This window comes from Streptomyces sp. NPDC046122 (genome assembly GCF_056429965.1).
Map to the genome: position 1 here is coordinate 1 of NZ_JBWKLQ010000020.1, position 13,438 is coordinate 13,438.

Genomic DNA, 13,438 nt, shown 5'->3' on the forward strand with positions numbered 1-13,438 from the left:
GGACCCTGTGGGAGAGTAGGACGCCGCCGAACAATCATTGTGGGAAAGCCCCGCACCTTTATGGTGCGGGGCTTTTCTGCGTTCCGGGGCCGGCGTCCCTGCCGCGCATGGGCAGGGCCCGGCGACCGAGTGACCCGTCTGCCGCTAGAGGCGGCCTCCCGCTTTGAGCGCGAGGTATGCGTCGGCCAGAGCGGGGGCCAGACCGTCAGGTGTGGCGTCTACGACCGTGACGTTGTGGCGGGTGAGTTTCTCCGCCGTGCGGCGGCGCTGTTCCTTGGCCTGGTAGGCGGCGGCGGCTTCGTACACCGCGTCCACGGTGCTCCGACCGGCTGCCATGTGCTCGACGCGGGGGTCGGACACCGAGGCCACCACGACGGTGTGCCGCCGGGTGAGCTGGGGGAGCACCGGGAGGATGCCCTCTTCGACGGGGGCGGCGTCCAGGCCCGTGAGCAGCACGATCAAGGAGCCGCGGGGGGCGTTGGCCAGGGCGGTCGCGCTCAGACCTCGGGCGTCGGTTTCCACCAGCGCGGGTTCCAGCGGAGCCATGGCGTTGACCAGAGCCGGCAGGACGTCCCCTCCGGTGCGGCCCTGTACCTGGGTGCGGGTGCGACGGTCGTAGGCCAGCAGGTCCACGCGGTCGCCGGCCCGGGAGGCCAGAGCTGCCACGAGAAGGGCCGCGTCCATGGAGGCGTCCAGTCGGGGTACGTCGCCGACGCGCCCGGCGGATGTGCGGCCGGTGTCGAGGACGATCAGGATGTGGCGGTCACGTTCCGGGCGCCAAGTCCGTACGGCCACCGAGTTCTGTCGAGCTGTCGCGCGCCAGTCGATGGAACGGGTGTCGTCGCCGGGTACGTAATCGCGGAGGCTGTCGAACTCCGTGCCTTCGCCACGGGTCAGGACGCTGGTGCGGCCGTCGAGTTCGCGCAGGCGAGCCAGTTTCGAGGGGAGATGCTTCCTGCTGTGGAAAGGCGGGAGGACACGAACCGTCCAGGGGGCCTGGTGGCTGCCCTGGCGAGCCGCGAGACCGAGTGGGCCGTACGAGCGAACGGTGACGCGGTCGGGGTGGCGGTCGCCGCGACGCGTCGGGCGCAGGGCGGTTGTCAGGCGGCGGCGTTCTCCCGCCGGGACGCGCAGCTCGTGCCGGGACGCTGTCTGCTCGGTGCCGGGGGCCCAGCTGCTGGGCGGCCAGGCGTCGCGGAGCCGGCCACGCAGGGGCCGGCCAGAAGGGTTGGTGACGGTCAGCTCGATCTGGGCATCGTCACCCAGCCGAACTGAGGTGTCACCACTTCGGGTGAAACGGAGCTTTCGCACTGGTGCGGCCAGAGCGTAGTCGCACACAATTGCGAGTGCGAGGGGGGTGTTCACGGCGAGGACCCCGGACCAGTTCGGCGCGAGGACGCCGATGGGGATGGCGCCGAGGGCGGCGAGGAGTGCGGTTCGTCCGGTAAGAGCCACGGTCGGCGCCTCAGCGGGGCACGGGGACGTGGGCGAGGATCGCGGTGATGACGGAGTCCGCGGTGACTCCCTCCATCTCCGCCTCGGGCCGGAGCTGGATGCGGTGGCGCAGGGTGGGAAGGGCCAAGGCCTTCACGTCGTCGGGGATGACGTAGTCCCTGCCGGTGAGCCAGGCCCAGGCGCGGGCGGTGGAGAGCAGGGCGGTGGCGCCTCGCGGTGAGACGCCGAGAGTGAGCGAGGGGGATTCTCGAGTGGCACGGCAGATATCGACGACGTAACCGGTGATCTCGGCGGAGACGGCGGTCTTGGCCACGGCGGCGCGGGCTGCCTCCAGGTCGGCGGGGCCAGCGGCCGGGCGTAGTCCGGCCGCGTGCAGGTCGCGGGGGTTGAAGCCGTCCGCGTGGCGGGTCAGCACGCCGATCTCGTCCTCGCGGGACGGGAGCGGGACCGTGAGTTTCAGCAGGAAGCGGTCCAGCTGGGCTTCGGGGAGGGGGTAAGTGCCCTCGTACTCCACGGGGTTCTGGGTCGCCGCGACCAGGAAGGGGTCGGGCAGAGGGCGGGGCGTGCCGTCGACGGTGACCTGACGCTCCTCCATCGCTTCCAGGAGGGACGCCTGGGTCTTGGGGGGAGTGCGGTTGATTTCGTCCGCGAGCAGCAGGTTGGTGAAAACCGGTCCGGGCTGGAAGGAGAACTCCGCTGTGCGGGCGTCGTAGACCAGGGAGCCGGTGACGTCGCTGGGCATGAGGTCGGGGGTGAACTGAACGCGCTTGGTGTCCAGTTCGAGGGAGGCCGCCAGTGCGCGGACGAGGAGCGTCTTGGCCACTCCCGGAACTCCTTCGAGCAGGACATGGCCTCGGCAGAGCAGGGCAACGACGAGTCCGGTGACAGCGGGGTCCTGGCCGACCACTGCCTTAGCGATCTCGGTGCGCAGAGCTTCGAGGGCGGCTCGGGCGCTGTCAGGGGTCTCTGCGGGCTGGGCGCTCATGAAGCGCGTACCTCTCTTTCGAGGGCGTCGAGTTCGTCTGCCAGGCGGATGAGGCCGGCGTCGTTCGAGGGGGCGGGTCCGAAGAGGAGGGCCGGGAGGTCCCGGCCGGTCGTCGGCAAGTGCGATGAGACGGCCGGGACGAGCGCGTCGGGAGCGTGGGCCAGGGAGGCGGGCACGCCGAGAAGGGGGGCGAGACGGGTGCGGGTCGCCGAGCGCAGGACCTCCGCCGCGCGGTCGCGGGCGTCGGCTCTGCGGTACAGGCGGGCACGGCCCTCAGTGGTTTCGGAGGCGCGGACGGCTACGGGGAGGCGTTCGGTCACGAGGGGGCCGAGCCTGCGGGCACGCCAGACGGCGGCGAGTACGGCGGCGAGTGCGAGTTGGAGTGTGCCCCAGAGCCAGCCGGGAGGGATCAGGTCGTAGAAGGTGCTTGTGCCGCCGTCGGTGGCGGAGGCGTCGTCCAGCGAGGGGAGGTACCAGACGAGATGAGGCCGGGAGCCGAGGAGTTGCAGGGCGAGCGAGGCGTTGCCCCGCTGGTCGAGACGGTTGTTGTAGAGGATGTCCGGCGCCCCCAGGAGGACGGTGTCGCCGCCTGTGGGGTGCGGTACGCGGAGGACGGTGGCGAGGCCGTCGCTGAGGTAACAGGCGTCCGCGTCGCTCGCTTCGGCGGTGTAACGGGTTCCGCCGGTGTCGGCGTCGCCGGCGCGGACGGCGGCGGGCAGCGAGCACTGGGGGGAGCGGGGCGACACGGTGGTGCGCTTCTCGGTACGTACCCCGGGGACGAGGCGCGGGGCGGAAGGGGCGCCGGGAGCGACGAGCACCGTCCGGGATGCGGATTCCCGTACGGCGGTCCGGAGTTGGTTCTGCTGTCGGTCCGTCAGGAGGTCGGGGTTGGTCACCAGGAGGGTGCTGCCCTCGGTGGTCGCTTCGGTCGCCTCGGCGAGGGTGGTGACCACGCGCGTGGTGACGCCTCTGTCCTTGAGCAGTTCGGCTACGGCGCGGCTGCCCGAGGGGTCCGCGGAGCGGGGGTCGAGCCGGCCGTGCTGGTCGCCGGAGCGTACGGCCGCGATGGCGATGCCGGCGGCCAGGACGGCGACCAGGCCCAGCAGGAGACCGCGGGTGCGTGTCCAGACCTGACGGGCGGTGGGGGAGGCCGAGGTGGAGCCGGTGGGAGCTCCGGTCATTCGGCGGCTCCTCGGGGGGCGCCGCTGAGCAGCGGCTTCTCACGTTCGACGTCAGAGTCGAGGGCGCTCAGGCGCTGGTACGCCTGGTCGTCGGCTGTGCGTCCGCCGTACGTGACGTCGTCGAACTCGCGGGCGGCGGCGCGCAGTCGGCCGACATGGGCGGGCAGGGACTGTCCGGCTTCCGCGGCGGCCTCGTCCGCGGTGCGACCGGGGCGCGGGTCGAGGAGGGCGCGCTCCTCCAGGGAGCGGACGACGGCTCGCATCCGTTCTTGGACGGCCTGGTTCCAGCGGTGCGCGGCGGCGTGCGCCTCGGCGGCGGTGCGGTGGTCGGCCGCGCTGCGCGGGCCTTCGTCGAACAGTGTGCCCGCTGTCCCCGGGTCGCGCTGTGGGGTGCCGAGTCGCAGCCACAGGGCGACGGCGAGGAGCAGGACGAGCACGACGACGACCACCAGGCCCACCGCACCGCCGGGCGTGGCTCCCGAAGCCGCGCTGAAGAGGTCGTCGACCCATCCCCAGAAGCGGTCGATGACGCGTTCAAGAAAGCTCGGGTCGTTCTCGTGGTACATCGGCTTCGACAGCTCGCGCTCCGCGGCCTCGCGGGCCGGGACGCGTGGAGTGTCCACCGGTACGTCGTCGCTTGTGCGCGCCCACAGGCCCGCTGCTGTCCTGCCCCCCGCTGTGGACACCGCATCAGCTCCCGGAGGCGGCGTCGGTCGACTGCTCGGGGCCGTAGCCCGGGAGGCCTGCGGCGCGAGCGAGCTCGAGGTCGAGCGCCTCGCGGCGGATGCGCTGGTCGATGTAGAGGAGGACGCTCACGCCGGCGGAGATCGGGTAGGTGATCGAGGCGGCGATCACCGCGCCGATGCCCGTGATGATCAGGAAGGGCCAGCCGAACTCGGGGGTCTCGCCGGAGAGCAGGCTGCCCAGGCCGTCGTCCGCGGCGTACGCCATGAGCCCGAACGGCACAGCGATGATCATCGACACGATGAACGTCAGCACGATGGTGAGCAGCATGATGCCGAAGATCCGCCACCAGGCGCCGCTGACCAGCTTCGCCGAGCGGCTCAGGGACTTCATGACGCTCTGCCGCTCCAGCATCAGCGCAGGGGAGGCGAGGCTGAAGCGGATCATCAGCCACACGACGACGACGAAGGCCGGGAGACCGACGGCCAGCGAGAGAGCGACGCCCGCCGAGCCGCCCAGCAGAACGCCGGGCAGGATGCCGACCGTCATGATGGCGGCGGCCACGAGGGGCAGCAGCAGGGTCAGGCCGAGCAGGCGCGGCAGCTGCGGCTTCGCCTCGCGCCAGGCGTCGGCGAGTGTGACCGGGCGGCCGAGTACCGAGCGGCTGATCACCATGGTCAGGAGCGCCGTGGTGAAGAGCGTGCCGATGAGCGTGATCGCGAACGTGGGCGCCGAGGTGATCAGGCTGCTCTGCATCGCGTCGACGGACTGGCTGAGGGCCTCGGACGCCGTGGCGTTCGGGTCGAGCTCGGGCGGTGCGGGCATCAGGTAGCGCTGGACCAGGATGTCGCAGATCTGGGAGATCACCGCGACGGTGACCGTGATGCCGAGGACGGTGCGCCAGTGGGCGCGCAGGGTCGACACCGCTCCGTCCAGGATCTCGCCGACGCCGAGCGGGCGCAGGGGGATCACGCCGGGCTTGGCGGCCGGCGGAGGACCGCCCCAGCCGCCGCCCTGCGGCTTGCCGCCCCAGTTCGGGGCAGGCTGCTGCGGGGGGCCCGAGGGCGCGCCCTGGCCGCTGGGAGCGGACCACTGGGCGGCCGGCGGCTGCTCCTTGGACCACTTCGACGCGGCTTCGCCCTGGTCGGTGGGCTCGGCGGGCCGGGGCACGCCCGGCTTCTCGCCGTCGGAGGGTGCGGATCCGGGCGAGGCCCAGCCCGGAGACTCGTTCATTGTCGCTCCTTCACGGTGCCCGTCCGCGGGCGCGGCGGCAGGTTGGCAGCCATCGTGTCATGGGGTGCCCGCCGATGGACCGGGCCCCGTATCTCCTTGGCACCTTCAATTGTCGGTGCCTCAGCGGGCAGACTGGGCGGATGGCTGATCAGGACGCGCAATTCCCCGCGGGCGCCGAGCCGCCCGCGCTCCCTACGCTGTGCTGGGAGGAGCCGCCCGAGGGGCCCGTGCTGGTGCTGCTCGACCAGACGAGGCTCCCCGCCGAGGAGGTCGAGCTGGTCTGTACGGACGTGCCTGCCCTGGTGGGTGCCATCCAGACGCTGGCGGTCCGCGGTGCTCCCGTGCTCGGGCTGGCCGGTGCCTACGGCGTGGCCCTGGCGGCCGCGCGCGGGTACGACGTGGACGAGGCCGTGGGGCTGCTGGAGCGGGCGCGGCCCACCGCCGTGAACCTCGGGTACGGGGTGCGGCACGCCTCGGCGGCGTACCGGGCGGCGCTGCAGAAGGGCGCCGGGGCCGAGAGGGCGGCGGCTTCCGCGCTGGCCGCGGCTCGGGAGCTGCACCGGGCCGACGCCGAGGCGAGCGCGCGGATGGCGCAGCACGGGCTCGCTCTCTTGGAAGAGCTCGTGCCGGGCGGCGGGCACCGGATCCTCACCCACTGCAACACGGGCGCACTGGTGTCGGGCGGTGAGGGCACGGCGTTCGCCGTGGCGCTGGCCGCGCACCGGACGGGCAGGCTGCGGCGGCTGTGGGTCGACGAGACGCGTCCGCTGCTGCAGGGGGCCAGGCTCACGACGTACGAGGCCGCTCGGCACGGCATGGCGTACACCTTGCTCACGGACAACGCCGCTGGGTCGCTCTTCGCGGCGGGTGAGGTGGACGCCGTGCTCATCGGGGCGGACCGGATCGCGGCCGACGGTTCGGTGGCGAACAAGGTGGGGAGCTATCCGCTCGCGGTGCTGGCCAAGTATCACCATGTGCCGTTCATCGTGGTCGCGCCGGTGACCACGGTCGACCTCGGTACCCCGGACGGCGCCTCCATCGAGGTGGAGCAGCGGTCGGGCCAGGAGGTGACAGAGTTCACGGTGCCGTTGATCCCGGTGGCTGGAACTGATGCCGGGATGGGGGCCGGGATGCCTGTGGCACCGCTGGGGACACAGGCGTACAACCCGGCCTTCGACGTGACGCCGCCAGAACTGGTGACCGCGATCGTCACGGAGCAGGGTGCAATTTCCCCGGTCACGGGGGCCGCGCTGGCGGACCTGTGTGCCAGGTCACGCCAGGTAACGATTAGCTAATGGGATGATGTCGTTTATGAAAGGACGCGTCCTTGTCGTCGACGACGACACCGCACTGGCCGAGATGCTCGGCATTGTGCTGCGTGGTGAAGGTTTTGAGCCGTCTTTTGTAGCGGATGGCGACAAGGCACTGGCCGCATTCAGGGAGGCCAAGCCTGACCTGGTGCTGCTGGATCTCATGCTGCCCGGACGGGACGGCATCGAAGTCTGCCGGCTGATCCGGGCCGAGTCCGGAGTGCCGATCGTCATGCTCACCGCCAAGAGCGACACCGTAGATGTGGTGGTGGGGCTGGAGTCCGGCGCTGACGACTACATCGTCAAGCCGTTCAAGCCCAAGGAGCTCGTCGCCCGTATCAGGGCGCGACTGAGGAGGTCGGAGGAGCCGGCGCCGGAACAGCTGGCAATCGGGGACCTGGTCATCGACGTGGCCGGTCATTCGGTGAAGCGGGACGGGCAGTCGATCGCCCTGACCCCGCTCGAGTTCGACCTGCTGGTCGCGCTCGCCCGTAAGCCCTGGCAGGTGTTCACCCGCGAGGTGCTGCTGGAGCAGGTGTGGGGCTACCGCCACGCCGCGGACACGCGGCTGGTCAACGTCCATGTCCAGCGGCTGCGCTCGAAGGTCGAGAAGGACCCCGAGCGGCCGGAGATCGTCGTGACCGTACGCGGTGTCGGCTACAAGGCGGGACCGAGCTGACATGACCCGAAGCAGCACTGCTCCGATGCCCGGGGGCCCGGGAGTCCGTACGGGGCGGGCTGTCGGTACACGGCCAAAGATGTCCAGTGCCGGACGGTTCCTGCAGGGCGGCCCCGCCCTGCGGCTCTTCTCGCGCTGGGTGCGCCGGCCACTGCTGCCGTCGTTGCGGCTGTGGCGGCGGAACATCCAGCTGCGGGTCGTCGTCGGCTCGCTGCTGATGTCGCTCGGAGTGGTGCTGCTGCTCGGGTTCGTCGTGATGTGGCAGGTGCGCAACGGCCTGCTCGACGCGAAGCAGGAGGCCGCGCAGAGTCAGGCGGCCGGTGGGTTCGACGTGGCGGAGGAGAAGGCCCGTACCGTCGCGGGATCGGGCGCCGGCGACAGCGCGCAGGCGAGGGCCGCCACGCGGAACTCCACCAACTGGAGGACCGAGCTCGTGGAGCAGCTCGCCAGCGGTGGCCGGCAGGCGTTCCACGTGGTGGCGCTGAGCGCCGACTCGGACGACGAGAGTTCGAGCAACCGGGGCCCGCGCGCCTCGGGCGGCGTGAACCAGAGCGCGAGCGTCCCGCAGCAGCTGCGCGACGAGATCGACCGGGGGACAGGCAAGGCGTACAAGGCTTTCGTCCGGATCACGTACACGGACGATCAGGAGCCCGAGCCGGGCCTGGTGATCGGCAAGCAGCTGAATGACAACAGCGGCCAGCCCTACCAGCTGTACTACCTCTTCCCGCTGACGCAGGAGGAGGAGTCGCTCAGCCTGGTGAAGACCACGCTCGCCACGGCCGGGGTGTTCGTCGTCGTCCTGTTCGGCGGCATCGCGTGGCTCGTCGTGCGGCAGGTCGTCACGCCGGTGCGCATGGCCGCCGGGGTCGCCGAGCGGCTGTCCGCCGGCCGGCTCCAGGAGCGCATGAAGGTCACCGGCGAGGACGACATCGCCCGCCTGGGCGAGGCCTTCAACAAGATGGCGCAGAACCTGCAGGTCAAGATCCAGCAGCTGGAGGAGCTGTCCCGGCTCCAGCGCCGCTTCGTCTCCGACGTCTCGCACGAGCTGCGGACACCGCTGACGACCGTACGGATGGCCGCCGACGTCATTCATGAGGCGCGTGCCGACTTCGACCCGGTGACGGCGCGGTCCGCCGAGCTGCTCGCCGGGCAACTGGACCGCTTCGAGTCGCTGCTGGCCGACCTGCTGGAGATCAGCCGGTTCGACGCGGGGGCGGCGGCTCTGGAAGCGGAGCCGATAGATCTGCGCGAGGTCGTGCGCCGGGTCATCGAGGGCGCCGAGCCGCTGGCCGAGCGCAAGGGCACGCGGATACGGGTGACCGGCGACGAGCAGCCGGTGGTCGCCGAGGCGGACGCCCGGCGGGTGGAGCGCGTGCTGCGCAACCTCGTGGTCAACGCCGTGGAGCACGGTGAGGGCCGGGATGTCGTGGTCCGGCTGGGAGCCGCGGGTGGCGCGGTGGCCGTGGCGGTGCGGGACTACGGCGTGGGACTCAAGCCGGGCGAGGCGACCCGGGTGTTCAACCGCTTCTGGCGGGCCGACCCGGCGCGCGCCCGGACCACCGGCGGTACGGGCCTCGGCCTGTCCATCGCCGTGGAGGACGCCCGGCTGCACGGTGGCTGGCTGCAGGCGTGGGGGGAGCCGGGCGGCGGGTCGCAGTTCCGGCTGACCCTGCCGCGTACGGCGGACGAGTCGCTGCGCGGTTCGCCCATCCCGCTGGAGCCCGAGGACTCGCGGCGCTCGCGGGAGCGCGCGGAGGCCGACAGCCGGGTCATGGGGACCGGGCCGGGCGGCGGTGCGAACCGCCTCGCGACGGTGCCCGCCCAGCCGAGGGCCGACCGGTCGCCGCTGCCGGTGCCGCCCCGCGCGGCGCCGTCAGCGGACCCGACGGCTCTGCCGGGCAGCGGCGCCCGGGTGGTGGCGCGCCCGGCGGGCGACAGAGACGGTTCATCGCAGGCGGAGCGGAAGGACAGCACGCGTGGGCACTGAGCGAAGTCGCGGCGGCCGGTGGGGGGTGCCGCGGACGACGGTGCTGCTGGGATGCGCCGGTCTCCTGCTGGCGGGCTGCGCCTCCATGCCGGACAGCGGCGACGTGGAGGCCGTCGAGGCGTCCCCGCGGGGCGACTCGCAGGTGCGGGTGTACGGGATGGCGCCGAGGAAGGGGGCGCAGCCCAACGAGATCGTCGAGGGCTTCCTGGAGGCGATGACGGGCGACGACCCCCAGTTCGCCACGGCCCGCAAGTACCTGACGAAGAAGGCGTCCAAGAACTGGAACCCCACGCAGGTCACGGTGCTGGACGACGGCCCCGTGCCGCAGGACCAGCGGGCCAACGACCGCGAGGGCGGGGCCTACACGTTCGCGCTGACCGGCAAGAAGATCGCCGAGGTGAACGGGCAGCGCGCGTACCGGCCGGTCAAGGGCTCGTATCACGAGACGCTCTATCTCAGCAGGCAGAACGGCCCCGACGGCAAGGAATGGCGCATCGACGGGCTGCCGCAGGGCCTGGTGCTCGGCGAGTCGGACTTCGAGCGCATCTATCGCTCCGTCAACACGTACTACTTCGCATCCGGCACGTCCTCGGAGCGGACCGGCGCGGCCCATCCGTGGCTGGTGGCCGACCCGGTCTACGTGCGCAAGCGCATGGACCCGCAGACCCAGATGGACCAGGTGACGCAGACGGTCGAGGCGCTCCTGAACGGCCCCACCAACTGGTTGAAACCGGTGGTGGGTTCGAGCTTCCCCACGGGTACGGCGCTGGAGCTCGAGGACGGCGAGAAGTCCCTGGCGTTCGACGACCGCAACGCGCTCAAGGTGCCGCTCAACGACAAGGCGTCCAACGTCGGGCAGAAGCGGTGCAGGGAGATGGCCGCCCAACTGCTCTTCACGCTGCGCGACCTGACGTCGTACCGGATCGGGCAGGTGGAGCTCCAGAGGTCGGACGGTTCGACGCTGTGCGTGCTCGGCGGCGACCAAGCGGAGGACTTCGCTCCGGAACGCGCCTCCGGCAGCCCGGACTACCAGTACTTCCTCGACACGAAGCAGCGTCTCGTGCGGATGGTGGGAAGCACCGAGAACACCGGTGACGACGAGGAGGCCGAACCCGTGCCCGGGCCGCTCGGCAGCGGTGAGCGGCTCCTGGGCGCTGTGGCGGTGGCGCGCAAAGAACGGCAGGCGGCCGGGGTGTCGCAGGACGCGCGCTCGCTGTACGTGGCGTCCGTCGTCGCGGACAGCGAGCCGCAGGAGCCGGCCGTGACCAGCGGCGCCAAGCAGCAGAAGGACAGGCTCTCGGCGCCGAGCTGGGATGGCCGGGACGACCTGTGGGTGGCCGACCGGGACCCGCGCCGGCCGCGGCTGCTGCGACTGGCGGGCGGTGCGGGCGAGCCGAAGGAGGTCAAGGTCGTCGACGGCCTCGACGGGGCCCGCATCGAGGCGCTCAAGGTGTCGGCGGACGGTGTGCGGATCGCGCTGCTCGTGACCGAGGACGGCCGCACGACGCTGAAGCTCGGCCGGATCGAGCGGCACGGGCCGCAGGACGAGCCGGAGGTGTCCGTCGCCGACCTGCGGCCCATCGCGCCGCAGATGGAAGAAGTGACGGCCGTGTCCTGGGCCGGGCGCAGCCGCCTCGTGGTGGTCGGACGGGAGTCCGGCGGGGTGCAGCAGCTGCGGTATCTCCAGACGGACGGTTCGACGTCGGACGCCCAGTCGGTGCCGGGCGCGAACCGGGTGACGGCCGTCGCCTCGGCGGACGACGACCGGCTGCCGCTGCTGGCGCATTCGCTGGAGGACGGCATCGTGCGGCTGCCCCCCGGTGCGAACTGGAAGACCGTGGTCAGCAAGGGCTCGTCACCGGTCTACCCCGGGTAGCCGCCCGCCTTCCGCCCCCCGCCTTCCGCCGCCGGCCTGAGCGTCCGCAACCGGGTTGTCCACAGGGGTGGTTGCCACCGCCGTGGGCGGCCACAGTGGATCCCGTGCGCGGACGGTGGCGGGAGACGGGGCGGGAAGTGGCCGGTCTGGTGCTGCCCGTCGGCTGCGGCGGCTGCGGCAGGCCGCGCACGCTGCTGTGCGAGGTGTGCGGGCAGGCGTTGTACGGAGCCGGGGCGCGCCGGGTGCGTCCGTGGCCGGAGCCGCCCGGCCTGCCCGCGGTCCATGCCGCCGCTCCGTACGAGGACGCGGTGCGGGCGGTGCTGCTCGGCCACAAGGAGCGGGGCGCATTGGGGCTTGCGGGGGCGCTCGGGGGCGCACTGGCGGGCGCGGTGCAAGCCGCTGCGGCCGGGTGGGCCGGGGCGGCGGGGCCACTGCTGCTCGTGCCCGTGCCCTCGGCGCGCTCGGCGGTACGGGCGCGCGGGCACGATCCGACGCTCCGGATCGCCCGGGCCGCGGCGGGGGAGCTGCGGCGCGCGGGGGTGCCTGCCCGGGTGCTGGCGACGCTCCGGCAGCGGCGGCCGGTGAGCGACCAGGCGGGCCTGGGCGCCCGTGAGCGGGCGGCGAACCTGGCGGGGGCCCTGGAGGTGGTGCCCGGCGGGGCACGGCTCCTGGAGGGCCGCCGGGCCGTACTGGTGGACGACCTCATGACGACCGGGGCCTCGTTGGCGGAGTCCGCCCGTGCACTGAGTGCCGTCCGAGGATGGCCGAATCCGGTGTACGTGCAGCTGAGCGCCGCCGTCGTGGCCGCTCCCGCGCTGTCGTTCGTAATAAACCGGAACTGACGGGGAACTTGCATCGTTGCAGGTAGGGAGAAGGGAAATTCGCCGGATCGGAGGTACGCGCCGGTAGCGGGTGCCGACAGGCGTCCGAGCGAGCTATGTTCGGTTGTGAGGAAAGCAGACCCTGGTCCTCAAAGATTCGGACGGCTGCGCTCGGGTTTTCCCTTCAGCCCGAAGTCGATGGGGTGGGGATCTTGTCGACTGGGGAGGAGGAGGTGAAAGTCACCAAGTCCGAGGTTCCGGTGCTCATCGGAACCTGGTGCGAAAGGGAGACGCTCCGCCGCTGAGCGGGGCTATCCGGGAACGGAGTTCTGCGTGGACATCGTCGTCAAGGGCCGCAAGACCGAGGTGCCCGAGAGGTTCCGCAAGCACGTGGCCGAGAAGCTGAACCTGGAGAAGATCCAGAAGCTCGACGGCAAGGTGATCAGCCTGGACGTCGAGGTGTCCAAGGAGCCGAATCCGCGGCAGGCCGACCGTTCCGACCGTGTGGAGATCACCCTCCGCTCGCGGGGCCCGGTCATCCGGGCCGAAGCGTCGGCCGGAGACCCGTACGCGGCACTGGACCTCGCCACGGGCAAGCTCGAGGCGCGCATGCGCAAGCAGCACGACAAGCGCCACACGCGTCGGGGCAACGGCAGGATTTCGGCGGCCGAGGTCGGTGCGACCGTACCCGGCGCCGCGGCCATCAACGGCAATGGTGTGCTCGTTGCCGAGGAGGCACCGCCCACCATCCCCACCACCAGGATCGGATCGCTCGAGGTGCAGGGCGAAGGACCGTTGGTGGTCCGCGAGAAGACCCACGTCGCGGCCCCGATGTCGCTCGACCAGGCGCTGTACGAGATGGAACTGGTCGGGCACGACTTCTACCTCTACGTCGACTCCGAGACGAAGGAGCCGAGTGTCGTCTACCGGCGGCACGCCTACGACTACGGTGTCATCCGTCTGACGACCGACCCTCTCGCCGAGACCGAGGCGGGCGGCGCCGGTGGTGCACTCGGCGGGTGATCCGCCGGGCACGTTGAACCGACGAGGGCAGCGTGCCGTATCCCACTGTGGTGGTGCCCCTGGAGCGCCTGTGCGCCCCCCAGGGGCACCATCGTGCGACCGCAGGATCACCGCCTTGTCGTCCGGGCATGAAATCATGGCGTCGCAAGCCAATCGGTGCTCTGCACACTGTGGTTGGGGCAGCTCATGATTTTCGGGCCACGG

General features: G+C 71.7%; 11 protein-coding genes. 6 read left to right on the forward strand and 5 right to left on the reverse strand.

Features of this window, described 5'->3' with window-relative positions; translation table 11 throughout:
- Positions 1 to 144: 144 nt before the first annotated feature.
- The 5 genes from AC07FK_RS31520 to AC07FK_RS31540 are packed head-to-tail and all read right to left on the reverse strand — an operon-like array spanning position 145 to position 5,538.
- Positions 145 to 1,455: a DUF58 domain-containing protein gene (locus tag AC07FK_RS31520; protein ID WP_479108349.1), complete on the reverse strand. Its 1,311-nt coding sequence runs from the start codon at positions 1,453 to 1,455 to the stop codon at positions 145 to 147.
- 10 nt (positions 1,456 to 1,465) lie between these two features.
- A complete protein-coding gene (locus AC07FK_RS31525) occupies positions 1,466 to 2,440 on the reverse strand; it encodes an AAA family ATPase (protein WP_479108350.1) in 975 nt (324 codons plus the stop codon).
- Positions 2,437 to 3,621 carry a DUF4350 domain-containing protein gene (locus AC07FK_RS31530; protein WP_479108351.1) on the reverse strand — a complete coding sequence of 395 codons (1,185 nt, stop codon included), beginning with the start codon at positions 3,619 to 3,621 and terminating at the stop codon, positions 2,437 to 2,439. The genes AC07FK_RS31525 and AC07FK_RS31530 overlap by 4 nt, the downstream gene beginning before the upstream one ends.
- Entirely contained in the window at positions 3,618 to 4,307 is a 690-nt protein-coding gene (locus AC07FK_RS31535; protein ID WP_479108352.1) for a DUF4129 domain-containing protein, read from the reverse strand. Before AC07FK_RS31535 ends, AC07FK_RS31530 begins: the two co-directional genes overlap by 4 nt.
- A gap of 4 nt (positions 4,308 to 4,311) precedes the next feature.
- The gene (locus AC07FK_RS31540; protein WP_479108353.1) at positions 4,312 to 5,538 is read right to left on the reverse strand and encodes a DUF7847 domain-containing protein; all 1,227 of its coding nucleotides are present in this window, start codon (positions 5,536 to 5,538) and stop codon (positions 4,312 to 4,314) included.
- 140 nt (positions 5,539 to 5,678) lie between these two features.
- On the opposite strand from AC07FK_RS31540, the gene mtnA reads away from it, so the two are divergent.
- The 6 genes from mtnA (at position 5,679) to hpf (ending at position 13,234) form a co-directional block, all read left to right on the forward strand.
- Positions 5,679 to 6,833 (forward strand): S-methyl-5-thioribose-1-phosphate isomerase, encoded by a 1,155-nt coding sequence (gene mtnA / locus AC07FK_RS31545; protein ID WP_479108354.1) that lies wholly within the window; start codon positions 5,679 to 5,681, stop codon positions 6,831 to 6,833.
- Positions 6,834 to 6,837: 4 nt separating this feature from the next.
- A complete protein-coding gene (gene mtrA, locus AC07FK_RS31550; protein WP_187283109.1) occupies positions 6,838 to 7,527 on the forward strand; it encodes a two-component system response regulator MtrA in 690 nt (229 codons plus the stop codon).
- A 1-nt stretch (position 7,528) separates the two neighbouring features.
- The gene (mtrB, locus tag AC07FK_RS31555; protein WP_479108355.1) at positions 7,529 to 9,514 is read left to right on the forward strand and encodes an MtrAB system histidine kinase MtrB; all 1,986 of its coding nucleotides are present in this window, start codon (positions 7,529 to 7,531) and stop codon (positions 9,512 to 9,514) included.
- Entirely contained in the window at positions 9,504 to 11,390 is a 1,887-nt protein-coding gene (locus AC07FK_RS31560; RefSeq protein ID WP_479108356.1) for an LpqB family beta-propeller domain-containing protein, read from the forward strand. Before mtrB ends, AC07FK_RS31560 begins: the two co-directional genes overlap by 11 nt.
- A gap of 104 nt (positions 11,391 to 11,494) precedes the next feature.
- A complete protein-coding gene (locus tag AC07FK_RS31565) occupies positions 11,495 to 12,232 on the forward strand; it encodes a ComF family protein (RefSeq protein ID WP_479108357.1) in 738 nt (245 codons plus the stop codon).
- 312 nt (positions 12,233 to 12,544) lie between these two features.
- A complete protein-coding gene (hpf, locus tag AC07FK_RS31570) occupies positions 12,545 to 13,234 on the forward strand; it encodes a ribosome hibernation-promoting factor, HPF/YfiA family (protein WP_479108359.1) in 690 nt (229 codons plus the stop codon).
- Positions 13,235 to 13,438: the final 204 nt, after the last annotated feature.